Here is a 24,364-nt window from a genome sequence, read left to right as displayed (position 1 = left end):
TTAGTCACTCTTCGAGACGGTGTCCCAGCGGGTGAGCCAGGTCGAATGGCCGACATAGCCCTTGACCTCCTTGCGCACCGCCTTGGCATCCGTGCGCTGGAACGATGTGATGAGCGCAGGCGAGGCTTCCAGATAGGCCTTATTGATCTTCGTGTAGAGATCGGTCCGCTTTTGCTGATCCGTCTCATGCGCGGCAGCCGTGACCATGTCCTGAATGTCCTTCGGCACTTCCCAGGCAGAGCGCCAGGCAATCAGGCCGGCAAGCTTTGCATCATCGGCATTGTTCGGGTTCGTCGCGTAAGACGCCAGCACCGCATGAGGGTCTGGAAGGCGCTCGCCGGTGCGCGCGGAAAATATTTCGAACTCGCGATTGCGGAATTTGCCGATGTGGTCCCCGCCCTGCAGATCAAGCTTGATACCGGCCTTGGTGGCGTTGGCCTGTAGCGACTGGGCTACCTCGTATTCCGGGGTAACGGGTGTCGCATAATAGACCTTGGAGAAGCCGTTGGGATAACCAGCTTCCGCCAGAAGTTGCTTGGCCTTTTCGATGTCCAGCTTGTAGGGATTTTCCGTACTGGCACCGGGAAGTCCGCCAGGAATGATCGTCTGCTGCTTGATGCCGTAATATTTCATCACCGTGCTGGCCAAGCCATCGTAGTCGATGAGATAGCGGAATGCCTCGCGAACCTTTGGATTGGACAGTATCTCGTCCTTCTGGTTCAGTGCGAGATAGTAGAAGCCAAAGCCCGGCGTCTTCTGGATATCGGCATTGCCACCCGTCTCTATCGCCGCAAGATCGGTCGATGAAAGGCGTGTTGCCACGTCCACGTCACCTGCTTCAAGCTGAAGGCGCTGGCCGGACGATTCCGGCATGTGGCGCAACACCACCCGACGCATCTTGGGCGCACCCTGCCAATAGTCTTTGTATGCTTCGGAGATCAGGAGATCGTTGACGCGCCATGTCCGCAGCGTATAGGGGCCTGAGCCTGCATCGTTGGTTTGCAGGTACTGGCGGCCCATGTCGCCGTCCTTCTCGTTTTCCGCCAGCAACTTGCTGTCCAGAATGGAGGTCGAGAAACTAGCAAGCGAGAAAAGGATCAGGTTCGGGTTCCAGACTTCAGGCGTCTGCAACACCACCGTCGTATCATCGCTCGCCTTGATCAGCTCATCGACATTCTTGTCGGTGATGCCCCATTGGCGAAGGTCAACCGAGGGCGCCAGCCCGAGCTTCACCAGACGGCGCAGCGACCACTCGACATCCTTGGCTGTCAGTGCGTTGCCGGAATGAAAGCTGACCCCGGAACGTATCTTGAAGGTGAAAGTCTTTCCATCGTCGGACACGGTCCAGCTTTCGGCGATGCCCGGCTGCGGCTTGGTGATGTCATCGGCGGAAAGAACAATCAGGCGTTCATAAAGATTGGCGACGATTTCCGCCGACTCCAGCTGATTGAGTTCATTGGGATCAAGACCGCGCATGGAGGACATGTTGGTGGCGATCACCAGCTGGTCCTTCGGCGTTGCTGCCAAAGCTGCAAACGGCATGGCGAGAATTGATGCAGCCATGGCTGAAGCCATCAAAAAACTACGTCTTTTCATTGTTTTTTCTCCTCCCTGACGCCCCAGATCTCATCCCGGAGCGCAAATTTTCATATCGACATCGATGTGAAATCTGGTATATCAGATCTCACGAAACATATTTGTCGTCAACGGGAATTTTCGAAAATGCAAAATGAGGCCCCGGCAGAAGCTGGCGCAGAACGCATGGAAAAGATCGACGCGCGTTTTTTGACGACTTTGCGTGATCACGTTCACAAGAGTATGCGAACAGCCATTCTTTCCGGTCGATTTGCGCCGAATGAAAGGGTCAATGAACGCCAACTCGCCGAACAGCTTGGCGTCAGCACAACGCCGATCAAGGAAGCACTGCGGCAGCTTGAAACAGAAGGCCTGGTAGAAACCCTGCCTCGCCGCGGCGTTCTTATCCGCTTCAATGCAGGCTGGGCCGAGGAAATGATTCTGGCGCGTGCCGCACTGGAATCGATGATCGCTCACCTTGCCGCTAAGCGGATCGAAAAGACCGAGGCCGCGAAGCTGGAGGAGATCGCTGAGCTAATGCGAAAAGCGACCGAAGACGGTGCGGCAGACGATCTGATTTCGCTCAACGAGACGTTTCATGAGCAAATCCACATCGCATCGAGGTGCCAGTATCTGTCGCGAATGATCGAACGGCAGCAGTTCTATGATGGCAGCATCCGCCGCATCATCCATTCAAACCCGCTGGAACGCGGCAAGGCGCTCGCAGAACATACTGCAATCGCTGCCGCGATCGTAGCCAACGATAGTGACAACGCCGAACGCGTGATGCGCGACCACGTGGTGCGCTCCGGCGAGACCTACCTCAATATAGTATTCAAGACGAAGGATATCTGACGTGACCGAGGCAATGGAAAAAATCCGCAAGGCCCTGACGGGCATATCGGGCGTACCTGTTACCCCTTATAATGCTGAGGGTGGCGTGGATACTGCCAAGCTTTCAGCCTTGATCACGGGCCTCGCGCACGCGCGGGTCCACAATTTGATGGCCGCTGGCAACACGGGTGAGTTCTTCACCCTGACAATGGATGAAGTGCGGACCGTGCATGCCACGACAATCAAGGCTGCTGCGGGCAAGTCCCTCGTCAGCGCCGCTGTCGGTCGCTCCCTCACCGAAGCCAAGGCTCTTGCACGCACTGCAATTGCAGAAGGTGCCGACGCGATCATGGGACATCACCCGATGGACCCATTCGCTGGCCCAAGCTATCAGGCACGGTATTTCCTTGAACTCGCCGATGCCAGCACCGTTCCCGTGATCGCCTATGTCCGGAGCGACACGTTCTCCGTTGCGGATTTTCGCAAGCTGGCCCTTCATCCAAATATTGCAGGTATCAAGTTCGCGTCCGGCAACCTCATGCTTCTGTCCGAGGTGATCCGGGCAACGAAGGACGCCCCGGCGATCTGGGTCTGCGGGCTTGCCGAAGGTTGGGCGCCCGCATTTTACGCCATGGGTGCCAGAGGCTTCACGTCCGGCCTCGTCAATGTCTTTCCGCAACGTTCACATGCCATCCATCAGTCGCTTGAGAAGGGTGACTACGCAGCAGCACGCGCGCTCATTGATGACATCGCCGGTTTCGAGGCACTGCGTACGAAGTATCTCAACGGTGCCAATGTCACGGTGGTCAAGGAAGCGCTCGGCATGCTTGGAACGGATGTCGGACCGGTCCGTGTACCGGGCGTCGAAAGACTGACGGAAGCCGAGCGCGCTGAACTGCGTGCCATTGTGGACAACGTCTCGGAAAAGAGCCGCGCGGCTTAAGGAATATTCAATGCATATCACAGGCTTTAAGACCTACATGCAACGCGTGGACGAACGCCCGCGCCTGCTTCTCAAGATCGAAACCAGCGAAGGCATTTCCGGCTGGGGCGAGTGCTACAACCACGGCCCGGACTGGGCGCTGCCACCGCTTCTCGATTATCTCTTTCATCAGATAGAGGGCGAAGATCCACGCCGGGTTGAATTTCTTGTTCTCAAGCTCAATCAGCAATGCCGCTTTCCACCGGGCGCGCTCGGCCTAGCTGCCATCTCGGCAATAGACCACGCGCTCTGGGATATTGCAGGCAAAGCCGCAGGGCTGCCGGTCTACATGCTGCTCGGCGGCAATGTGCGTGATCGAGTCAAGGTCTATTGCGGAGTTTATACGGCACCGGACCCGGAAGCAGCGCGTGACCAGTCAATCGAACTCAACGAGAAATACGGTTATACCGCCTTCAAACTCAGCCCCTATCGCCGCGATCTTCATTCCGGCAGGTGGGGCCAGTTGGTGAAGGAAACCGGTGACTGGTTCGGCAGGATTCGCGAAATTACACCGTCTCATTTCGAGTACGCCTTCGATGCACACGCGAAGATTTTCGAGCCTTACCAGGCCGTACAGCTTGCCGCCGCCATCGCGCCCAATGATCCTCTGTTCTACGAGGAGCCAATTCGGCCCGAACATATCCCTGCCTGGGCAGAACTGAAGTCGAAGGTTACAGTTCCACTGGCGACCGGCGAGTCCCTTTACTCTCGCTTTGAATTCCTGTCGCTTCTTTCGGCTCGCGGTGCCGATATCATCCAGCCGGATATCTGCGTGGTTGGCGGCGTCAGCGAAATGCGCCGCATCGCAGCTATCGCCGAAGCGCATTATGTAACAATCGCCCCACACAACCCCATGGGTCCGCTTGCTACGGCGGTAAACATCCACTTCTGCGCTGCCCAGCCGAACTTTAAAGTGCTCGAGTTCAAGCCCCATGTTTACGCACCATGGGCTATCGATCCGTATATGCCGGTCGATGGTCACATGGAGCTACGCCCAGACCGCCCCGGCTGGGGTCTGGAGATAGACGAAAAGGTACTCCAGTCGGATGATTACGTTCATTGGGAACGAAAGATCACCCGCAAGCCTGACGGTGCCACGGCCTATCCGTGACAAGCCTCACATATGGCTGCGGCGAGCGCACGCGCCGCAGCCATAATGACTTCTAGCGCAACCTCAGGAAAGAAATGATCGGTCCTTGAGGATGTGCTCGACGCCGTTCTGAATGTGGCTTCGTAATATCGCCTTGGCGGACTTTGTGTTTCTTGCGAGGGCGTGCTCGAACAGCAATTTGTGATCGTCCACGACCGCCTTGCCCCGAAAGCTGCCTGCAAGCATGTGGTAGCGAAGGAAGCGATCGAACACGGATGACAGGTTTTGCATGAGGACCGCAGAATGACACGCCGAGACTATCGATTTATGAAACTCCCAGTCATATCGGACCCACTCGGCGGCACGTGAACTGTTGTCCGCAAGAAGTTTTCGTTCCGCCGCAGCCAATCGATGATGAGCGGCGACGATGCGCCCTTCCCATTCCAGATCGCCAGAAGCGAACGCTCGGTCTATCGCGTGACACTCGAGGACTATTCTAAGATCGGCAAGTTCCACGAGCTCCTGCTCTGATACAGGGCTTACCTCAAATCCACGTTGCCCTTCTGCCAGAACCAGATTTTCTGCCGATAGCCTGCAAAGAATTTCACGCAGGGAAGAAATGCTGATCATGTAGCGCTCGCGCGCCTGTTCCAGCCGGATCCGGGATCCCGGCGGCAGCGCGCCGAGAATTATATCTTGCCGCAAACGCCGGAAGACGGCGTCACTTACCCCTTCTACCAGGCTCGTTTGTGGATGATCTCCGGGGCCATGCTCGCTCATCGTTTAATCCTGAAGCGGCGATTGGAGGGACAGGGCGTGCTCCACGCCACCGTTGATATGCCGCTCGAGTATCGCTTTGGCGGCCTGCTTATCGCGTCCGAGTGCTGCGTTCAAAAGCTGCTTATGCTCATCCGAGGCTATTTTGCCACGATACGACAATGCGACCATCTGGTAGCGGAGGTACTTGTCGAACACGGCTGCGTGCGTTTCCATCAAAAGCTTCGACCCACATGCGGAAATCAGCGCCTGATGGAATTCCCAGTCATAACGTTTCCATTCCTCGGTTTGCCCCGTTTCTCCAGACGCCATGACGATTTCCATGCGTGCCAGCTTGTGGTGGGCCGCGACCAGATCCGCCTCCCAGTCGACATCCCCGTAGTCAAAGGATTGCTCTAATGCATGTGTTTCAAGCAGCAGCCTCAAGCCAGCAATCTCCCTTAGGTCGACGGATGACATCGGTGTAACCTGAAAACCTCGCTGCCCTTCCGCAAGGACGAGACCTTCAGACGCGAGCCGATTGAGCACTTCCCGAAGGGTGCTGACACTCGTGTCGTAGGTTTCCTTCAGCTTCTCGAGCTTCAGCTTTTGCGCAGGGGCAAGGCGGCCAAATATAATGTCGCTTCGAATTTTCCTGTAGCTGCTCTCGGCAACGGTTTCGCTCTGCTGATCCAATGAAATTCTCATATCTCAAACATTTTTAAGATCGTCATGCATTCTTGAGAATGCCCACGAAGCAGCTCTATCACGAAAAAGAGAGTTCCACGATGATTGACGGGAATTTCCAGAAATTTTCCTTATACCCTTGGCACGCCTTCGGGTCGCAGCGATTTTCTGAGTGCAGCGATGCGGAATATTGCATTCGCGGCACCGTAGCCGCGATAGCCGCTCCGTTGAACGATCTCAAAGAAGAAGCCTTCGCCGAAAGTCGTGCTATATAGCTGAAAATACTCCCCGTTTTCGTCTTTATCATAGAGAATATCGTCGGCTTTCAGCCGTTCTGCCAGTTCCGGGTCCAGTCCGAAGCGGGCTTCCAGATCGTCATAGTAATTCGGTGAGATGGGCAAAGGCCGGAAGCCATTGGCGCGCAAGGCGTTTGCTGTAGCGAAAATGTCGTCCGTGTGAAAAGCCAGATGCTGAATGCCGGAGCCGAATTTCTCTGCTATGAAATGCCCCGCCAATGTGCGCCGGTTTTCCGCTCCATTCAGCGTGAGACGCAGACTGCCGGATGCATTTTCAACGACCTGGCTACGTACCACACCGGCAGGATCGATGATGTCCACCATCGGCGTCTTGCTGGCCTCAAAAATTGACGTGTAGAAAAGCAGCCACGTCAGCATCTCGTCATAAGCCACGGTCTGGGCCACATGGTCGATATGGGCCAGATGCGCAGTTGTGTTGTCTGCATCCTCAGAAACAGGTTTGAAATCGATTTCGGCAAATCTGCCAAGGGCAGTTTTACCATCAATGAAATAGATCAGCCCGCCTCCAAGACCACGGATGGCGGGAATTTTCATTTCGTCTTCCCTCACTGGCTGCTCGAATGGCTCGGCACCCAGAGCAACCGCACGCCGCAGTGCCTCTTCCGCATCATCGACTATCATCGCCATCGCATAAGCGGATGTACCGTGCACAGCGAAGGACGCGTTGGCGAAGCCACTGTCATCAGTGTTCAGCAAAAGACGAATGTTTCCCTGCTCAAAAAGACTTACATTCTTTGAACGGTGAACTGCGGTCTTTCGAAACCCGAGAGTCGTTAAAATACCTGCGAGTACTTTGCCATCATCCTCGTCGGTGGAAAACTCCACGAACCCGATACCGCTCACCTTAGCGCGATCCGGCATGTCAGCCACCGTCAGGGTCGCAGCCTCGGGACTGCGGCGAACCTGGTCACCCAGGTAAATCAGGGAGCGGTAGCCATCATCTGCAATTGTTTTGGGAGAACCGCCACGAAACTGGTCGTTGAAGATTTCAAGGGACAGATAACCGTCATAGCCCGTTGCCGCGACCGCTCTGGTGAACTCAGTCACTGGCAAATCGCCTTCGCCGGGCATGTTACGAAAATGTCTTGACCAATAGAGAAGGTCCATATCGATCAGCGGCGCATCCGCCATCTGCACGATGAAGATCTTGTCTTTTGGAATGGAGCGGATCGAATTGATGTCGATTTTGCGCGACAATGTGTGGAAACTATCAAGTATGAGCCCGATATTAGGATGATCGGCGCGCCGGACGATTTCCCAGGCGTCACGATGATCGTTGATATGGCGGCCCCACGCGAGAGCCTCGAAACCCACTTTCAAGCCACGTTTCGCAGCACGCTCTCCCAGCTCGTGGAAATCTGCAGCAGCGCGATCAATACCGCCGAGGGCAGCTGGAGACACGTTGGAGCAGACGAGCACCAGATCCGTGCCAAGCTGTTGCATGACGTCGAATTTACGCTCGGCGCGGTCAAAGGCGCGGCTGCGCAAAGGCTCCGGCATTCCTTCAAAATCACGGAAAGGCTGAAAGAGAGTGATTTCGAGTCCATGGTCGCGCACCATGTTGCCAACGTCTACAGGACTGCCATCGAAAGCGAGAAAATCATTCTCGAAAATTTCTACTCCGTCGAAGCCCGCAGCCGCAATTGCCTTCAACTTTTCTGGCAGCTCGCCGCTTATTGAAACCGTAGCGATCGACGTCTTCATATCTTGCTCCTCCAAACAACAAACTCAGGCGCTAGACCCATAGTATAAAGCAGACTATCAACGCTTAAGCAATTTTTATCATAGATTTTTAAAAAACTCGGTTGATTTGATGAAGGCCTTATGCGAGCTTCTGGTTGATACCAGCTGGAGGACACGTGGCTGGCAAAGAGCTATCACAGGAGGAAATGATATGTTCGGATTGAAAATTAGCCGCCGCAATGCGCTTCTGGGGGCAGCAGCGCTTATGACGGCGGCATCGCTATCACAGCCGGCAGCGGCCATCACACCGGAAGAAATCAAGGCCAAGGGCAAGCTCGTCGTGGGCATTCAGGGCGACAACCCACCTTGGGGCTTTGTGACCAGCGCCGGAAAGCAGGACGGCTTCGATGCCGAAATGGGCACCCTGTTCGCCAAGGAACTTGGCGTCGAGGTCGAATTCGTTCCACTTGAGGTCAACAACAGAATTCCCGCATTGACATCCGGTCGTGTCGATATCCTGTTCGCGACGATGGCAATGTTGCCGGACCGCGCGAAGGCCGTTCAGTTCAGCCAGCCCTATAACGCCAATGCCATCGTCCTTATCGGCCCCAAGGACAAATCCATCAAGACGAACGAAGATATGGCTGGTCTTACGATCAGCGTTGCCAAGGGCGCAGCGCAGGATACGCAGGTCACCAAGAATGCACCCCCAACCGCAACGATCCGCCGATATGATGGCGACGCAGCCAGTGTACAGGCGCTCGCATCCGGTCAGGTCGACGCTCTCGGTGGCAACATCTTCTACCTGGATAGGGTTGAGAAGGCCGTACCTGGAAAGTACGAAAACAAACTTGAATTCCAGAAACTCTACAACGGTGCCTGCACGCGTCTAGGGGAAAAGGAAATCAACGTTGCGGTGAATGCCTTCATCGACAAGATCAAGGCAAATGGCGAACTTCAGAAAATCTACGACAAGTGGATGAAGGTTCCCGTTCCAGAGTTCCCGAAGAGCCTGGAAGGCATTTCGTTCACAGCGAATTAAGCCGTATTCCGTCCCATTCTAAAACACGAGACGGCGCCCGAACTGCGGGCGCCAGCATCGGTGCCCCGTTATGCCGGCGCGCCGGTGCGGCCGGAGCCATTTGCGATGAGCCAGACTATTTTTGTGCTGAACGGTCCCAACCTCAATCTTCTGGGTGAGCGTGAACCTTCCATCTATGGCACCGCGACCCTTGCCGATATTAAGGGAGCATGTGAGGCAAAGGCAGCTTCCCTCGGATTTGCAGTCGACTTTCGCCAGACAAACTTCGAAGGCGAACTGGTCGAATCCGTTCACCAGGCACGCAAGCTTGCCTGCGGCATCATCATCAATCCAGCGGCGTATACATTCACGTCTATCGCGCTTTTAGATGCCCTGAAGACGTTCGAAGGGCCCAAAATCGAGCTGCATATCTCGAATGTGCACGCACGCGAAAGCATCTACCATAATTCCCTTATTTCCCGCACAGCGACCGGGATCATGATTGGATTTGGCGCGCGCGGCTATGAACTCGCAATCGAGGCTATGGCCGGAATGGTTGCACCGCGCTGAAGACGGGAAGCAGGAGAGGCAATGAATTACACTCTTGATTTTACACCGGTTATCGAAGGGCTGCCTAATCTTCTGTGGGCCTGCCTCGGAACCCTGACGCTCGCCTTTTGCGGCATGTTTCTAGCAATCATAATCGGCATCGGCGGAGTTGTCCTGCGTCAGTCGCCGGTCAAGGCGCTGCGTTGGCTGATTATCGGCTTCGTGGAAATCATCCGCAACACGCCTTTTCTGGTGCAGATATTCTTCATTTATTTTGCGCTGCCCTTGGCCGGTATTCGTCTTGATCCCACACCGACCGCGATTATCGCACTCGGCATCAATGGCGGTGCCTACGCCATAGAAATCATTCGAGGCGGCGTGCAGTCGATCTCGAAGGGACAGATCGAAGCTGGACTTGCACTCGGCCTGCATAAAGCTCAGGTCTTCAGGCTTATCGTCCTCAAGCCTGCCTTGAGAGCAATCTATCCGTCACTAACAAGCCAGTTCATTCTGCTGACGCTCACGACCAGCATCGCATCGGCAATCTCCGCCTATGAGCTGACCTCGGTTTCGCAACGCATCGAATCCGACAGCTTCCGCAGCTTCGAGGTCTATTTCACGGTGACGGCGCTCTATCTCGTCATTTCCTGGGTGATGATGCGCATCTTTGCCATCTTCTCTGCCCGCTACTTCAGCTATCCGGTCAAGTGAGGAGGAAATCACATGGGACAAGATGAGTTTCTATTCCTTCTCATTGGGCTGAAGTGGACGGTAGCCCTGTCCGTTGTGGCGTTCGTATGCGGGTGCATCGCCGGACTTCTGGTGGCATTGGCGCGCACTTCCGGCATCGCCGTTTTAGAACGCGTGACAGCCGGTTACATTGCCGTCTTTCAGGGAACGCCGCTTCTGATGCAGCTGTTCGTCGTCTATTATGGTCTTGCACTGATCGGCATCCAGATGGATGCCTGGGCAGCGGTTTCGGTGGGGCTAACACTGCACGCCAGCGCCTTTCTAGGCGAGATCTGGCGCGGCTCGATTGAAGCGGTTCCGCGCGGCCAGACTGAGGCGGCAAAAGCTTTGAGCCTCGGTTATATATCGCGCATGAAAGATGTTGTTTTGCCGCAGGCAATACGGATTTCGCTTCCGGCAACGATCGGCTTCCTCGTGCAACTGATCAAGGGAACCTCGCTTGCTTCGATCGTTGGTTTTACCGAGCTTACCCGTGCAGGAAACATCATATCCAATCAGATCTTCCAGCCGCTGACAGTCTTCGGCGTGGTGGGAATTCTCTACTTCCTCATGTGCTGCCCGCTCACCATCTACGGCGCGCGTCTCGAGCGCAAATTTGTAGCTGCCAATCGATAGATGTGGCGCGATCCCATCAATACCGGAGTTTCACCGATGAACCAGACCGTAGCGAGAGAAAATCTCGCCGAACCGATGATCAGCCTGTCTGGCGTGAGCAAGTGGTACGGTGCTTTTCAGGCACTGGACAATATCAATATATCGGTTTCCAAGGGCGAGAAGATCGTCCTCTGCGGCCCTTCCGGCAGTGGTAAATCCACCCTCATCCGCTGCATCAATCATCTTGAAGACTATCAGAAAGGTGACATCCATGTGGGTGGAATACCCCTTGGACACGGTTCGAAATCGATCGATGCGGTGCGCCGCGAGGTCGGGATGGTTTTTCAGCAGTTCAATCTGTTCCCTCACCTGACGGTTTTGCAGAACTGCATGCTGGCCCCCGTGAAGTCGCTCGGTCTCGATAAATCGCAGGCCGAGGAGCGCGCGCGCCAACTGCTGGAAAGAGTCAAGATTTCCGAACAGGCCGACAAATATCCAGCACAGCTTTCGGGTGGGCAGCAACAGCGCGTCGCCATTGCCCGCGCGCTTTGCATGCGGCCGAAGGCGATGCTGTTCGATGAGCCGACGTCAGCGCTAGACCCCGAAATGGTCAAGGAAGTTCTCGACACGATGATCGCATTGGCCGATGAGGGTATGACGATGATCTGCGTGACTCACGAAATGGGCTTCGCGCGTCAGGTTGCTGATCGCGTGATCTTCATGGCAAGCGGCGCAATCATCGAGGAGGCGCCTCCCGCCGAATTTTTCTCTAATCCCAAACATGAACGTACCCGGAAGTTCCTGGGTGAAATTCTTGGGCGGCATTGATGCGGTTTGAATTTGCAGCCGGGAGGTCAGGCCGATGATCAGCGGCAACACGAAACTCATTGCACATCTCGGGTACCCGACACACTCTTTCAAGGCACCGTTGATCTATAATCCCTATTTCGAAAAGAACGGGATCGATGCGGTCGTTGTCCCGATGGGATGCAAGCCGGAAGACTACCGCACCTTCCTGAAACTGGTTTTTCGTCTGTCCAATATCCATGGTGCGCTGATCACCATGCCGCACAAAATCACCACGATGGAATTGCTGGACGAGATTTCCGTCAACGCGCAGGTCGCGGGTGCGTGCAATGCCGTCAGGCTTCGTGATGATGGCGGGCTCGTTGGCGATATGTTTGACGGCGAAGGTTTCGTGCGTGGAGCCCTGCGCCGCGGCAGGGAGATAAAGGGACGTCGAGCAATCATGGCGGGAGCCGGCGGTGTCGGCTCGGCAATCGCCGCGTCGCTGGCAAAGGCTGGCCTTGCGGAACTGGCTTTATCAGACGCATCGATCCCCATGATGGAGGGGCTTGCTAGCAGATTGCGTCGTTACTGCCCGGATATGAAAGTGCTGACTGGCCATTCCGATCCGGCAGGATACGACATCGTTATCAATGCGACGCCGCTTGGGATGAACGAAGGCGATCCTCTTCCATTCGATGTCACGCGCATATCTCCCAGCGCTTTCGCAGGTGAGGTCGTCTTGAGCAAGGAGATCACCCCGTTTCTGGCTGCTGCGCGGTCGCAAGGCTGCGACTATCAGGTCGGCACGGACATGCTTTTCGAACAAATCCCGGCTTATCTGGAGTTCTTTGGCCTGCCGACAACGACGGCGGAGAACCTTCGTGAGATCGCCAAATTATGAAGGCATGGTGACTTAGCCGACGCTATCAGCCGCACCGATCCTTCTCACCATTTTCAGCACCTCTTCGCCCAGACGCAGTGAGGCACCGGCTGCGAGCACGATTTGCGGCAAGATCATCCACTCCAGTGTCCAGGCTGCACCGGAGCGCTCCTGTTCATGCACTAGCGAATGATGCAATCCAGAGACCTGCATGGCGTTGTACCGCGCAAGCGCGACCAGTGTTTCTGCGGCAACCGGATTTTGCTTATGCGCCATGGCGGACGACTTACCGCCACCCACCATGGTAATTTCACGCCCATCCTGAGCCATAAGCGCAATATCCTGCCCCATCTTGCCGACCGCGCCGGTCACCAAGGACAACTGCTGTCCGATGGCCACAATAGGGTCTCTCTGGCTGTGCCACTGCTCAACGTCTACAAGGTCGAGTTCTCTTGCTAGTGCTGCTCGAACGGCAGGGCCATTTTGTCCCAATTTATCGAGCGTACCGGCGGCCCCACCCAATTGAACCGGAAATTCGAAACTGGAAAACGATGCGACACACCGCTCCAGCGGAGCCCTCCAGCTTTTCAAACGATCTGAAACACGAATCGGGATGGCGGCCTGCATGCGGGTATAGCCCATCAAAGGAACTGCGCCGAAGCGCTTATCCAGACCTTCAAGCAGCGCTATGATCCTCGACAGACGCTCTTCGAAGACAGGCACGATGGCCTTGAGCCGGAGCATCAGACTGGTGTCGATGGCATCCTGACTGGTGGCGCCGAAGTGGATATGACTGGCAGCATCGCCGCCGAGCGCATCACGTAACTGCCTGACCAGTTCGGGCACAACGACGGCGTCTGATGCGACTGCGGCTTTCAGCTTGGGCATATCCGGAACGAAACTGTCGCATACAGTCGAGATTCTGTCAGCGGCCTGCGAAGGGATGATGCCAAGGCCTGCTTGAGCGCGAGCCAAAGCGCCTTCGAAGGCAAGGATTCCATTCAGATCGGCGTCCGCCGAAAGCCGGGACGCGATTTCATCATCCCCGAAAATGCCTGACAGAAAAGGATGATCGAAGGGGGACAGAGGCATGAGAAATCCGGATTGAATGGGCCAAAAGATCGAGACGATTAGATATCGAGGAAGACCGTTTCCTTAGGTCCCTGAAGATGGATATCGATCGTATAGCTGTTACCTTCCTTTTGCGCGATCATCGTCTCGACGCGACTGCGATGTTCTATGCGCAGCAACAATGGATCGACCGCGTTGGCGTCGGTTTCCTCGGGGAAATAGATACGTGTGTGCAGGCCCATATTGATGCCGCGCGCTACAATCCAAAGCGTGATATGCGGTGCCATCCAGCGTCCGTCTTTAAATGGAACCTTGCCCGGCTTGATGGTTTCGAAATGGAAAAACCCGTCATCTCCATTGGTGGGACAGCGCCCCCAACCGGTGAAATTGGGATCGGCACTACCACGCATTTCCGAAGGGCTGTTGTAAAGGCCAGCGCTGTCGGCCTGCCAGATTTCTGCAATCGCATCGCGCACAAGCATGTCGGCTCCGTCGAAGATACGCCCGCGGATGGCGATGCGTTCGCCCACGGTCTGGTCGTTGACCATTACCGTCCCGAGATCGTTGTCGTAGACGCCACGAATGTCACAGAAATTCGGCGTCAGCCCGATATGGACATAAGGGCCAGCCGTTTGTGATGGCGTCTCTTTCAGGGTATGAAGTTTCTGTACCATCAGTTGCCCTCCATCCGGTTTTCGAAAAGCGTCGAGCGGCGCCCCCGAAGCACGATGTCGAATTTGAAAGCGCGTGAGTCCATCGGGATGGTAGCGCCCCAATCGAGCGGAGCGATCAGCTGTTCGATAGCGGCCTTGTCAGGTATCGTATTCACGATCGGACATTTCCAGATCATCGGGTCTCCCTCAAAATACATCTGGGTGATCAGACGCTGGGAGAAGCCGGAGCCGAAGACCGAAAAATGGATATGGGCAGGCCGCCAGTCGTTTACGCCGTTCGGCCAAGGATATGCGCCGGGTTTTACCGTGCGGAATGCGTAGTGCCCGTCATCGTCCGTGATCGCGCGTCCACAACCACCGAAATTCGGGTCGATGGCCGCGAGATAGGTTTCCTTTTTATGCCGATATCGCCCGCCCGCGTTTGCCTGCCAAAACTCCAGCAGAGCGCCTGGCACCGGCCGTCCTCTCTCGTCCAGTACCCTTCCATGAACGATGATACGCTCACCGATGGCGCTTTCACCGGGGCTGGCATAGTTGAAGATCAGGTCATTATCCAGTTCGCCGATCATCGAATGCCCGAACACCGGGCCGGTCGTTTCCGAAATCGTTCCATCCAGCGATAACAACGCACGCTGCGGGGACCGAAGCACCGAGGTCTTGTAGCCCGGGGTCAATGCCGGGGCGTGCCAGTTCATGTCACGGGCAAAAAATGCACCTGTTTCGGGCTTCCTGTTTGAGTTGGTGGACATCCTCACATTCCTCCCTGCGCTGCGACTTCGGCATCCATCTGTTCATAGGTCCGCTTGGCAATCTTGATCGCATGATTAGCTGCCGGTACGCCCGCATAAATGGCGACATGCAACAGGGCTTCGCGAACATCGTCACGCGATGCGCCGGTATTGGCGGTTGCCCGAACATGCATCGCAACCTCGTCATCCTGACCAAGTGCTGCGAGCAAAGCGATGGTGACGATCGAGCGCTCGCGTTTTGTAAAATTGGGGCGCGACCAGACGTGACCCCAAGCAGCTTCCGTGATCAAAGACTGAAAAGGCTGATCGAATTCAGTTGAATTGGCTTCGGCCCGGTCGACATGAGCGTTTCCAAGCACTGCGCGTCTGGTTGCCATGCCTTGCCGGTGGCGATCTGTTTCAACCTCGGTCATGCAGGTTTTCCTCCGGTATTGATACTGCCTATGAAAGCCTTGACGAGTTCAGTCAGGACTTCGGGTTGTTCAACGCATGGAATATGCCCCGCATCCTTGATGACCTCGAAACGAGCGCCGGGAATTATCCGTGCTGTTGATTGAACGAGATCGGGTGGCGTCGCACCGTCCTGATCGCCGACAATGCAAAGCGTGGGAACGTCAATCCGCCTTGCAGCCTCGGTGTAATCGGCGTCGCGTATCGCTGCACAGGTCGCCGCGTAACCCTCGCGCGGCTGACGCGCCAGCATGTTTCGATATCCCGTAAAGGCGACGTTATCCGGACGACGGAAAACTGGCGTGAACCAACGCTCCATAACCGTATCCAGAATGCTTTCGATCCCATCCTCTTCGACTGCTGCAATGCGGCTGTTCCAGGTCTCTTCCGTGCCGATCTTGCTTGCCGTGCTGCACAGGATCAGCGCCTGAACGAGATCGGCGCGCGTCTGATAGAGTGCCTGCGCAATCAGCCCTCCGACCGACAAGCCGCAGATGATGGCATTCCTGACGTTAAGATGATCCAGCAGGCCTGCAAGGTCCGACGCATGATCAGCGATGGAATAAGGCGTCGCGCCGATGTCCGAAAGGCCATGGCCCCGCTTGTCGTAAAGCACGATGGGAAAATCGCCCGCAAGGCGCACAACCACATCCCGCCAGATACGAAAATCGGTGCCGAGCGAATTGGCGAAGACGATCACCGGTTTGTCGGCAGGCCCGCCAATGACCTGATAATGGATAGCGATGTCGTTGATACGTGCGAATTGCATTGAAAATCTCTCCCGGCGGTATCTTGGTATATTGAAGCAGTTAGGTAAAATGACTTTTTCGGCGCTATCCATACCCAAATGGTTATCAATTCAATGAACGAGCATCGCGTCAAGTTTCGCCATCTGCAAACCTTCATCGAAGTCGCGCGTCACAGAAGCGTGGTCAAGGCGGCAGGCTTTCTCAATGTCAGCCAGCCAGCGGTCACGAAAACCCTCCGAGAGTTGGAGGATGCGCTCGGCATCGCCATCGTGGAGCGTGACGGTCGCGGAATCCGGATCACCCGGTATGGTGAAGTTTTTCTCAAACATGCGGGTGCAGCGATTGCCGCACTCCGGCAAGGTGTAGACTCCGTGTCGCAGGCCCGGGCTGGAGACGCGCCCCTTTTGCGCGTCGGCACACTGCCAACAGTGTCCAGTCACATCATGCCCTATGCTATGGATCTCTTCCTTAAAGAAAAAACATGGAGCCGCATCAGGATCGTCACCGGCGAGAATTCGGTCCTTCTGGAGCAACTGCGATTTGGTGAACTTGATCTCGTTGTCGGTCGTCTCGCGGGCGCAGACAAGATGGCAGGGTTCCTTTTCGAACATCTCTATTCCGAGCAGGTCGTGTTCGCCGTGCGCGCAGGACATCCGTTGCTGACCTCAACTCGTTCTGCATTCGCGGATTTAGGCGAGTACACGGTACTCATGCCCACCACATCGTCGATCATCAGGCCATTCGTGGACCAGTTTCTCATCACAAACGGCATTTCCAGCCTGCCGAACCAGATCGAGACCGTGTCGGATTCGTTTGGCCGTGCTTTTGTCTCGACAAGCGATGCGGTCTGGATCATCTCCGCCGGCGTTGTCGCCCGCGACGTCGAGGCGGGGTGGCTTTCTACGCTGCCGATAGACACGAGCGACACCCGCGGGCCGGTGGGTCTCACGACGCGCACGGACGCCGTTCCCTCAGTGGCAATGTCTCTTCTGTTGCAAACAATCCGCGAGGCGGCTGCGTCAAGGAGCCTCCTGTGAGCGGCGTCATATCATTTGAGCCTCACGCCAGAACGCCCTGAAGCTCCCGGCTGACCTTTTGAAGCGACGGAAGATATTTCCTGACAAGGTCGTCCATCGGTTCCGCAGAGACGGCAAGCCCAGTGTTGAGAGACGCCACGACAACCCCACGCGCGTTTTTCAGTGGCACCGCAATCGAACGCAAGCCTTCTTCGACCTCCTGATCGACTGCGGCGTATCCCTGGTTTCGCACCCGCTGCAGTTCAGCCACCAGACCATTGGTATCCACAAGGGTATGCGCAGTTCTGGCCTGCGGCGGATGTGCATCCAAGAGATCACGAGCCTCTTGTTCACGCAATGAAGCCAGCATGATGCGTCCCAGCGAGGTGCAGAATGCGGGGAGACGCGAACCCGGCATCAGTGCAATCGACATCACCTTGCGTTGCGCGGCCCGCGCTACGTAGACAATGTCCGCATCGTCCAGGATCGCTACCGAGGTGCTTTGGCCGATCTCTTCGGACAGCCTGTCAAGCCATGGCTGGACGATCCGCGGCAGTGGCATGGATGCAAGACAGCCTGTACCTAGGCGCAGGACCCGCGGTGTGACTGTAAAAAATTTGCCGTCATAGGCGCAGTACCCGTGCTCTGCCAGCGTCAGCAGGCACCGGCGCGTCGTTGCCCGATCCAGACCTGCGAGTTCGGCAGCCTGCGAGATGCTCAGGCGCGGCGTCTCTGCCGTAAAAGCCTCAATCACCCGCAACCCCTTCGCCAGTCCACTCATCAGGTCTGCTTGTTTTCCGGACAAACCTCACTCCATTTTGTGCGATATGGTAACAAAATACGCATATCGCACAAAATGATTGAGGTCCAGAGGCTGCGGGATTACTTAGTGAAGCGGCTTCAGCAGGAAGTCGGAATACCCTCATCCCTGGGAGGTCGTGGATGGATAAAACGAATTCGAGCCTTGAAAACGCTGTCTCGGAGATCAAAGACGGCGCGACAGTGATGATCGGCGGCTTTGGCGGGTCAGGTGCTCCAATCGAGCTCATCCACGCGCTGATTGACAGTGGGCCGAAAAATCTGACGGTCATCAACAACAACGCAGGCAATGGCCGGATCGGAATTGCCGCGATGATCGATGCAGGCATGGTTCGGAAAATGATCTGCTCATTTCCCAAATCATCGGATCCGCGTGCATTTACGGATCGATATCTCGCTGGTGAAATCGAACTTGAACTCGTCCCTCAAGGGACGCTGGCAGAGCGCATTCGTGCCGGCGGCGCAGGAATTCCGGCCTTTTATACCCCGACTGCCTACGGCACCGAACTTGCAGAGGGCAAACCAACCGCGGAGTTCGATGGCAGGCACTATGTTCAGGAGCGTTGGCTGAAAGCGGATTTCGCTATCATCAAGGCGCATATCGGAGATCGCCACGGCAACCTGACCTACAACAAGGCGGCGCGCAACTTCAATCCGTTGATGTGCATGGCGGCCACGCAGACAATCGTGCAGGTGTCAAAGATCGTGGACGCAGGCGAGATCGATCCAGAGCACGTCATCACGCCGGGAATATTCGTCAATCGTATCGTTGAGGTTTCGCAGCCCCAGCAGGAAGAGGAACTCATTCGCGCCGGAGTGACCTACGCATGACAGACCAGACCTTTGACACCATCAAACTTACCAACGCCCAGATTGCCTGGCGCGCTGCTCAGGACATCGCGGACGGAGCCTATGTCAACCTCGGCATCGGCTTTCCCGAAATGGTCGCGCGCTACCAGCCGCCCGGGCGCGAAGCGATCTTTCATACCGAAAACGGCATACTCGATTTCGGCAATGCTCCGGCGGCAGGTGAAGAGGACTGGGATCTGATCAATGCGGGCAAGAAAGCGGTGACATTGAAGCCTGGCGCTGCATTCTTCCACCATGCCGACAGCTTCGCGATGGTGCGCGGTGGCCATCTCGATATCGCAATCCTTGGTGCCTTGCAGGTGGCGCAAAATGGCGATCTTGCCAACTGGCGGGTCGGCTCGAAGGGCGTGCCCGCAGTCGGTGGCGCGATGGATTTGGTCCACGGGGCAAAGCAGGTCTTCGTCATCACAGAACATGCCACAAAAAACGGTGAGCCGAAGCTGGTGGAGACATGCACGTTTCCGCTAACGGGGGTCGCCTGTGTGACAAGAATTTACACCAGCCATGCAGTCATCGATGTCGTCAAGGGACGGTTCGTGCTGCGTGAGAAACTTTCCGCAATCAGCATCGAAGAACTGCAATCCATAACGGGTGCCCAGCTTCATATCGAGGGTGCGGTTGCGGCCCTTGTCGTTCCAGATTGCTGAGGAGAAACAACGTGGCTGAAGCCTTTATCTGCGATTACATCCGCACTCCGATTGGCCGTTTCGGCGGCTCCCTGTCTTCCGTAAGAGCTGACGATCTGGGCGCAGTACCCTTGAAAGCGCTGATCGAGAGAAATGCTGACGTCGATTGGGAGGCGCTTGGCGATGTGATTTACGGGTGCGCCAATCAAGCCGGTGAGGACAACCGCAACGTTGCGCGCATGTCTCTGCTTCTGGCGGGGTTGCCGGTGTCTGTGTCAGGCACCACCATGAATCGCCTCTGCGGTTCGGGTATGGACGCCGTTATCACCGCATCCCGCGCCATCAAATCAGGTGAGGCGGACATCGTCATCGCCGGTGGCGTGGAAAGCATGAGCCGCGCGCCGTTTGTCATCCCCAAGGCGGACAGCGCCTTTTCCCGAAACGCCGAAATCTATGACACGACAATCGGCTGGCGCTTCGTCAACCCGCTGATGAAAAAGCAGTACGGCGTGGATTCCATGCCGGAGACCGGCGAAAACGTGGCTGCGGATTACACGATCTCTCGCGAGGATCAGGATGCCTTTGCAGTGGCGAGCCAGAGCAAGGCCGCCGCCGCCCAGGAAAATGGTCGACTGGCCAGAGAGATTACTCCCGTCACCATTCCACAGCGCAAGAGCGATCCGATCTCTGTTTCGAAGGATGAACACCCCCGCGCAACCACGATGGAGGCACTTGCAAAGCTTGCGACACCATTCAGGAAAGACGGTGGGACGGTGACGGCCGGAAATGCGTCTGGCGTCAATGATGGGGCAGCGGCTTTGATCCTGGCATCGGAAGCCGGGGCCCGGAAATATGGACTGACACCGATTGCCCGGGTGATGGCGGGAGCGGCAGCGGGTGTACCGCCCCGCATCATGGGCATCGGCCCGGTATCGGCCTCGAGAAAACTGATGGAAAGGCTCAGCCTGACGCAGAACCAGTTTGACGTCATCGAACTCAACGAAGCATTTGCATCTCAGTCACTGGCAACGCTGCGTGCCCTTGGCATTGCTGATGACGATCCTCGAGTAAATCCAAACGGCGGTGCCATCGCACTGGGGCACCCCCTGGGCATGTCGGGAGCCAGACTAGCGGGGACAGCGGCGCTGGAACTCGCAACGACCAATGGCTCTTACGCATTGGCCACAATGTGCATCGGCGTCGGACAGGGTATCGCCGTTGCACTTGAACGCGTTTGATTGTGATATCAAAAATGCCAGCGTCCAGAACACTTCGAAACTGAGACGCTGGTAGGAACATTCTTCTCGTGCCGCGGGGCAACCCAATGACACTGGCACAGCCGCTCATCATGCCTTTTTCGAAGGTCAACTGACGGCGGCCCTCAACTCCTTGAGCCGCATAAAAATGTCAGGAAGAATGGAATCTGCTGCCCCTTAGCAAGGCCTATAAAAGCCTGCGATTTATCCTTGCTCTCGGACGTACTCATGGCATACGACTTGTAACCGGTACTCCCGTGATCTATTGAACGAAAATGACATATAATAGCGATCCTGCGAGACGGTTTTTCTGCGCCCGCCCATAAACAAAGAACAAATTTCCTCGTGGGCACTACAGGGTTCAAATATGTTGCGGCAAATTAGGAGTCATCGATGTTTGTCAAAGCCTTCACCAAGACCGTCTTCGCCCTTTCCCTGTCGCTAGCTACTCTTGCCGCAACTCAAGCATCGGCAGACGCTACGCTGGATCGCATCAAGGGACGAGGAAAACTCACCGTCGGCGTTATCCTGTCGGGTGCTCCATTCGGCTTCATCGATCCTAAATCGCAGGAGCAAAAAGGCTATAACGTCGATCTTGCGAAAGCGCTCGCCGCTGACCTCGGCGTAGAACTGGAAACCGTGACGGTGACACCGCCAAACCGGGTACAATTCCTGCAGCAGGGTAAGGTCGATATCCTGATCGCAAATATGCAATACACCGAAGAGCGCGCGAAAATACTTGATTACGTGCCGACACCCTATGATCGTGCCGGGGGCGCTGCCGTTGTTCGTAAAGACAGCGGCTTGAAAGACTGGGCCGATCTCAAGGGCAAGCCAGTCTGCATATCGCAAGGCTCGAATTACGCTCAGCCGCTTGCTGAGGAGTACGGCGCTATCGTCAAGGGCCTGCCGAGCCAGCCAGAATCGCTTCTGGCGCTTCAGGGCGGAAACTGCGTTGCAGCCGTTCACGTCGGGGCGACGGTCGGTTTGTTGCTGGTGGACCGTGCCGACGAGTGGAAAGATTACGCAATTCCGTTCCCGACCGAACTTATCCCTTCTGACTCCGTGATTTGGCTGCGCAAGGGCGAAAGCGATACCCAGTCCGCGTTGGATAATGTCGTCAAGAAGCTTCACGCCTCGGGCAAAATGCTTGAGATGGCAAAGGCAAACCGTCTGCTGAACACCACCTATCTCGAGGAAGAGAAGAAAAAGCTTTCCTCTGCCCAATAAGCGGAAAGTAGCGGTAGCATGTCATGCAGGACTTGAATGTGACCGGCCTGTTTGTCGATTTGACGAGCAGGCTGGGCCTTAATTACGAATTTCTTCTAACAGGCTATGAAGCGCAGATCTGGCGTGATGGTTTTCTGACAACGCTTTATCTCGTTGCCATCACCGTTCCAGTCAGTCTCGTTTTCGGCCTGATTTTCGCTGCCTGCCTGACATCAGGCAGGCTTTGGCTGTCTCTGCCGGTACGCGCATTTGTAGAACTGACGCGCAACACGCCGACGCTCGTGCAACTAATGTTCAGTTTTCTTGTTCTGAACACCGTCGTTTCCAATTTGGTTGGAGGAGCGCAGAACAACCCTCTCTCACCTTTTTTCTGGGTCGTGGCAGTGGTTGGTCTTCATGTGGCGGCTCTGCACGCAGAAGCAATCCGTGGCGGCATCGAAGCCGTTCCGGCCTCGATGGTTGAAGCGGCCCGGGGTATGGGTTTCAGCCAATTTGAAATTCTCCGCTACGTTCAGGTTCCGCTGGCCCTTCGCTCATCCCTCCCGGCGATCGTCAACGGCCTGATCAGCCTCGTCAAATCAACGACCGTCGGCAACGCGATTGCGGTGAGTGAAATTACTTACGCCTCCATCATGGTCTGGACGCAGCGCGACAACGTGGTCGAACTCATGATCGTGCTCCTCGCTTTCTTCAGCCTTATCAATTTCGTCCTTGCTCGTATCGGGGTGTGGGTGGAGCGGAAGCTGGCAGTTCCGGGATATGGCCTATGAGTACGACAAGCAATCCTAACGCAAAGCCAACCGGCCCCGTGCTACGATACCTCGGCTACATTGCAATGCCTCTCCTCGTCGTCGTCTGGTCGCTGGCGGATCTGACGCTCGGGAAAGAGCTGGTGGATTGGATCCCCTATCTCGCTTCCGGCTTCTCAATGAACGTTCTCATCACGATCTGCGCTGTCAGCCTTGGAACGACGGCCGGGATTATGATCGGCCTTATGCAGTTGGCGCCCTATTGGTTCGTTCGCTGGCCAGCGGGAATTTACGTGCAGGTGTTCCGCAACGCCCCAGCGCTCGTCCTGATCTTTGCGACGACCTACATCTTCCCGTTCGAGATCGTAGCCTTTGGGAATTACCTCCCCTTCCCCGACTGGATCAAGGCGGTTATCGGTCTGGCCATCCTCGCAAGCGCCTATATCGCCGAGATCACGCGTGGGGCGGTGCTTTCCATTCCGACGACCCAGTGGGAGGCAACGAAGGGGCTTGGCTTTTCTCGTTTGCAGGCGCTGCGCTTCGTTATCCTGCCGCAATGCATACGCCGCTCACTACCGCCGTGGATGAATGTTGCCTCTTCCATCGCAATGGGCACTTCGCTCGCGTCCCTTGTGGGTGTGCACGAACTGATGCACGCGGCGACTGACGCCAGCACCGCCGTGCGCCGCCTTGACTTCACGGTCATTGCTTACGTAGTGGTCATGGCTGCCTTTTTTACTCTCTGCTACCCGATTGCCCGCCTCACCCGCCGCCTCGAGCAGCGTTTTAACGCAGGCTGAAGGACATTGTTATGAACACATCCGCAAATACGGCGATCGTGAAGTTGGAAGACGTCCATCTGTCCTTCGGGCAGACAGATGTTCTCAAAGGCATTGATCTCACCGTGAACAAGGGCGACGCCGTTTCGATTATCGGCCCGTCTGGCTCGGGCAAGTCGACGCTTCTGCGCTGTATCAACGCATTGGTCACGCCTCAGAAAGGCAGGATCACCGTGGATGGTACGCGGGTGGATCAGTTGACGAAGGAGAGCGAGCGGATCAATCTGCGCAAGCGCGTCGGCATTGTTTTTCAGCAATATAATCTCTTTCCGCATCTGACCGTGCTCGACAATATCGTGTTGGCACCGACACGCATTTTGGGTGGGGACCGCTCCGCGACCGTCAAGCTCGCACGCGAGCTGCTGGAAAAAGTACGGCTTTCGGAAAAGGCCGAAGCCTATCCGGGACAACTGTCGGGCGGCCAGCAGCAGCGTGTCGCGATTGCCCGCGCCCTTGCCATGAAACCGGAACTCGTACTGTTCGATGAGGTGACATCGGCGCTCGATCCTGAGACGGTGGGCGAAGTCCTGTGGGTCATCCGCGATCTGATCCGCGATGGCATGACAAGCATTCTCGTCACACACGAAATGCGTTTTGCCGAAGAGATCAGTGATACGGTCGTCTTCACCGAGAACGGTCGAATCGTGGATCATGGTTCACCACAGCAGATTTTTCATGCTTCCGAAAATCCGCGCATTCGGCAGTTTGTGGGAGGTCTTTCAGGCGGACGTGCAGTACGAGACGGCGAAGGCATCTGAC

The 24,364-nt window shown here is 56.1% G+C and carries 27 protein-coding genes; 17 read left to right on the top strand and 10 right to left on the bottom strand.

Translation table 11 applies throughout. From position 1 onward, the window contains the following. Positions 1 to 1,596: an ABC transporter substrate-binding protein gene (locus G6L28_RS19195; protein ID WP_174065596.1), complete on the bottom strand. Its 1,596-nt coding sequence runs from the start codon at positions 1,594 to 1,596 to the stop codon at positions 1 to 3. A gap of 126 nt (positions 1,597 to 1,722) precedes the next feature. On the opposite strand from G6L28_RS19195, the gene G6L28_RS19190 reads away from it, so the two are divergent. The 3 genes from G6L28_RS19190 to G6L28_RS19180 are packed head-to-tail and all read left to right on the top strand — an operon-like array spanning position 1,723 to position 4,502. Continuing rightward, positions 1,723 to 2,430 carry a GntR family transcriptional regulator gene (locus G6L28_RS19190; protein WP_174065594.1) on the top strand — a complete coding sequence of 236 codons (708 nt, stop codon included), beginning with the start codon at positions 1,723 to 1,725 and terminating at the stop codon, positions 2,428 to 2,430. A 13-nt stretch (positions 2,431 to 2,443) separates the two neighbouring features. Next, on the top strand, positions 2,444 to 3,352 hold the full coding sequence (locus G6L28_RS19185) for a dihydrodipicolinate synthase family protein (RefSeq protein WP_174065836.1): 909 nt from the start codon (positions 2,444 to 2,446) through the stop codon (positions 3,350 to 3,352). 10 nt (positions 3,353 to 3,362) lie between these two features. Then, complete coding sequence (locus G6L28_RS19180) at positions 3,363 to 4,502, top strand: mandelate racemase/muconate lactonizing enzyme family protein (RefSeq protein WP_174065592.1); 1,140 nt, start codon at positions 3,363 to 3,365, stop codon at positions 4,500 to 4,502. Between the two features lie 63 nt (positions 4,503 to 4,565). Here the strand turns inward: G6L28_RS19180 and G6L28_RS19175 are convergent, their stop codons facing one another. The 3 genes from G6L28_RS19175 to G6L28_RS19165 form a co-directional block, all read right to left on the bottom strand. After that, on the bottom strand, positions 4,566 to 5,261 hold the full coding sequence (locus G6L28_RS19175) for a GntR family transcriptional regulator (RefSeq protein ID WP_174065590.1): 696 nt from the start codon (positions 5,259 to 5,261) through the stop codon (positions 4,566 to 4,568). 3 nt (positions 5,262 to 5,264) lie between these two features. Next, positions 5,265 to 5,933, bottom strand: coding sequence for a GntR family transcriptional regulator (locus tag G6L28_RS19170; RefSeq protein WP_425292693.1), 669 nt, complete (start codon positions 5,931 to 5,933; stop codon positions 5,265 to 5,267). 122 nt (positions 5,934 to 6,055) lie between these two features. Then, the gene (locus G6L28_RS19165) at positions 6,056 to 7,945 is read right to left on the bottom strand and encodes a bifunctional sugar phosphate isomerase/epimerase/4-hydroxyphenylpyruvate dioxygenase family protein (RefSeq protein ID WP_174065586.1); all 1,890 of its coding nucleotides are present in this window, start codon (positions 7,943 to 7,945) and stop codon (positions 6,056 to 6,058) included. Positions 7,946 to 8,135: 190 nt separating this feature from the next. Between G6L28_RS19165 and G6L28_RS19160 the strand changes: the two genes are divergently transcribed. The 6 genes from G6L28_RS19160 to G6L28_RS19135 all read left to right on the top strand — a co-directional run bounded on the left by G6L28_RS19160 (position 8,136) and on the right by G6L28_RS19135 (position 12,528). Continuing rightward, the gene (locus tag G6L28_RS19160; protein WP_174065584.1) at positions 8,136 to 8,966 is read left to right on the top strand and encodes a transporter substrate-binding domain-containing protein; all 831 of its coding nucleotides are present in this window, start codon (positions 8,136 to 8,138) and stop codon (positions 8,964 to 8,966) included. Between the two features lie 105 nt (positions 8,967 to 9,071). Further along, positions 9,072 to 9,515 (top strand): type II 3-dehydroquinate dehydratase, encoded by a 444-nt coding sequence (locus G6L28_RS19155; RefSeq protein WP_174065582.1) that lies wholly within the window; start codon positions 9,072 to 9,074, stop codon positions 9,513 to 9,515. A 21-nt stretch (positions 9,516 to 9,536) separates the two neighbouring features. Further along, positions 9,537 to 10,205: an amino acid ABC transporter permease gene (locus G6L28_RS19150; protein WP_174065580.1), complete on the top strand. Its 669-nt coding sequence runs from the start codon at positions 9,537 to 9,539 to the stop codon at positions 10,203 to 10,205. Between the two features lie 12 nt (positions 10,206 to 10,217). Then, positions 10,218 to 10,859 (top strand): amino acid ABC transporter permease, encoded by a 642-nt coding sequence (locus G6L28_RS19145; protein ID WP_174065578.1) that lies wholly within the window; start codon positions 10,218 to 10,220, stop codon positions 10,857 to 10,859. A gap of 75 nt (positions 10,860 to 10,934) precedes the next feature. Beyond that, entirely contained in the window at positions 10,935 to 11,666 is a 732-nt protein-coding gene (locus tag G6L28_RS19140; RefSeq protein WP_174065835.1) for an amino acid ABC transporter ATP-binding protein, read from the top strand. Positions 11,667 to 11,700: 34 nt separating this feature from the next. Further along, positions 11,701 to 12,528: a shikimate dehydrogenase family protein gene (locus tag G6L28_RS19135; protein WP_174065576.1), complete on the top strand. Its 828-nt coding sequence runs from the start codon at positions 11,701 to 11,703 to the stop codon at positions 12,526 to 12,528. A 12-nt stretch (positions 12,529 to 12,540) separates the two neighbouring features. Here the strand turns inward: G6L28_RS19135 and G6L28_RS19130 are convergent, their stop codons facing one another. Genes G6L28_RS19130 through pcaD form a run of 5 tightly spaced genes read right to left on the bottom strand, consistent with a single transcriptional unit; the run spans position 12,541 to position 16,220 of the window. Beyond that, on the bottom strand, positions 12,541 to 13,599 hold the full coding sequence (locus tag G6L28_RS19130) for a 3-carboxy-cis,cis-muconate cycloisomerase (RefSeq protein ID WP_174065574.1): 1,059 nt from the start codon (positions 13,597 to 13,599) through the stop codon (positions 12,541 to 12,543). Between the two features lie 38 nt (positions 13,600 to 13,637). Beyond that, a complete protein-coding gene (gene pcaG, locus G6L28_RS19125) occupies positions 13,638 to 14,252 on the bottom strand; it encodes a protocatechuate 3,4-dioxygenase subunit alpha (protein ID WP_174065572.1) in 615 nt (204 codons plus the stop codon). After that, the gene (gene pcaH, locus G6L28_RS19120) at positions 14,252 to 15,001 is read right to left on the bottom strand and encodes a protocatechuate 3,4-dioxygenase subunit beta (protein ID WP_174065570.1); all 750 of its coding nucleotides are present in this window, start codon (positions 14,999 to 15,001) and stop codon (positions 14,252 to 14,254) included. Before pcaH ends, pcaG begins: the two co-directional genes overlap by 1 nt. Positions 15,002 to 15,003: 2 nt before the next feature. After that, positions 15,004 to 15,414 (bottom strand): 4-carboxymuconolactone decarboxylase, encoded by a 411-nt coding sequence (pcaC, locus tag G6L28_RS19115; protein WP_174065568.1) that lies wholly within the window; start codon positions 15,412 to 15,414, stop codon positions 15,004 to 15,006. Next, on the bottom strand, positions 15,411 to 16,220 hold the full coding sequence (gene pcaD, locus G6L28_RS19110; RefSeq protein WP_174065566.1) for a 3-oxoadipate enol-lactonase: 810 nt from the start codon (positions 16,218 to 16,220) through the stop codon (positions 15,411 to 15,413). The genes pcaC and pcaD overlap by 4 nt, the downstream gene beginning before the upstream one ends. Positions 16,221 to 16,313: 93 nt before the next feature. On the opposite strand from pcaD, the gene pcaQ reads away from it, so the two are divergent. Beyond that, positions 16,314 to 17,237: a pca operon transcription factor PcaQ gene (gene pcaQ, locus G6L28_RS19105; RefSeq protein WP_174065564.1), complete on the top strand. Its 924-nt coding sequence runs from the start codon at positions 16,314 to 16,316 to the stop codon at positions 17,235 to 17,237. Between the two features lie 22 nt (positions 17,238 to 17,259). On the opposite strand, the gene G6L28_RS19100 is transcribed toward pcaQ, so the two are convergent. Next, positions 17,260 to 18,021: an IclR family transcriptional regulator domain-containing protein gene (locus tag G6L28_RS19100; RefSeq protein ID WP_174065562.1), complete on the bottom strand. Its 762-nt coding sequence runs from the start codon at positions 18,019 to 18,021 to the stop codon at positions 17,260 to 17,262. A gap of 137 nt (positions 18,022 to 18,158) precedes the next feature. Here G6L28_RS19100 and G6L28_RS19095 point away from each other — a divergent pair, with 137 nt between their 5' ends. The 7 genes from G6L28_RS19095 to G6L28_RS19065 all read left to right on the top strand — a co-directional run bounded on the left by G6L28_RS19095 (position 18,159) and on the right by G6L28_RS19065 (position 24,363). Continuing rightward, positions 18,159 to 18,866: a 3-oxoacid CoA-transferase subunit A gene (locus G6L28_RS19095; protein WP_174065560.1), complete on the top strand. Its 708-nt coding sequence runs from the start codon at positions 18,159 to 18,161 to the stop codon at positions 18,864 to 18,866. Then, complete coding sequence (locus G6L28_RS19090; protein ID WP_174065558.1) at positions 18,863 to 19,552, top strand: CoA transferase subunit B; 690 nt, start codon at positions 18,863 to 18,865, stop codon at positions 19,550 to 19,552. Before G6L28_RS19095 ends, G6L28_RS19090 begins: the two co-directional genes overlap by 4 nt. Positions 19,553 to 19,563: 11 nt before the next feature. Further along, on the top strand, positions 19,564 to 20,769 hold the full coding sequence (gene pcaF / locus G6L28_RS19085; RefSeq protein WP_174065557.1) for a 3-oxoadipyl-CoA thiolase: 1,206 nt from the start codon (positions 19,564 to 19,566) through the stop codon (positions 20,767 to 20,769). A 411-nt stretch (positions 20,770 to 21,180) separates the two neighbouring features. After that, on the top strand, positions 21,181 to 22,017 hold the full coding sequence (locus G6L28_RS19080) for a transporter substrate-binding domain-containing protein (protein WP_174065555.1): 837 nt from the start codon (positions 21,181 to 21,183) through the stop codon (positions 22,015 to 22,017). A 23-nt stretch (positions 22,018 to 22,040) separates the two neighbouring features. Then, entirely contained in the window at positions 22,041 to 22,787 is a 747-nt protein-coding gene (locus G6L28_RS19075; protein ID WP_174065553.1) for an amino acid ABC transporter permease, read from the top strand. Continuing rightward, positions 22,784 to 23,566, top strand: coding sequence for an amino acid ABC transporter permease (locus G6L28_RS19070; RefSeq protein WP_174065551.1), 783 nt, complete (start codon positions 22,784 to 22,786; stop codon positions 23,564 to 23,566). The genes G6L28_RS19075 and G6L28_RS19070 overlap by 4 nt, the downstream gene beginning before the upstream one ends. A gap of 11 nt (positions 23,567 to 23,577) precedes the next feature. Next, complete coding sequence (locus G6L28_RS19065; RefSeq protein ID WP_174065549.1) at positions 23,578 to 24,363, top strand: amino acid ABC transporter ATP-binding protein; 786 nt, start codon at positions 23,578 to 23,580, stop codon at positions 24,361 to 24,363. Position 24,364 lies beyond the last annotated feature (1 nt).

This window comes from Agrobacterium larrymoorei (assembly GCF_013322225.1).
Lineage (GTDB): Bacteria > Pseudomonadota > Alphaproteobacteria > Rhizobiales > Rhizobiaceae > Agrobacterium > Agrobacterium larrymoorei_A.
Note: the sequence above shows the minus strand (reverse complement) of the source record. Positions and strands in the feature narration are given on the sequence as shown.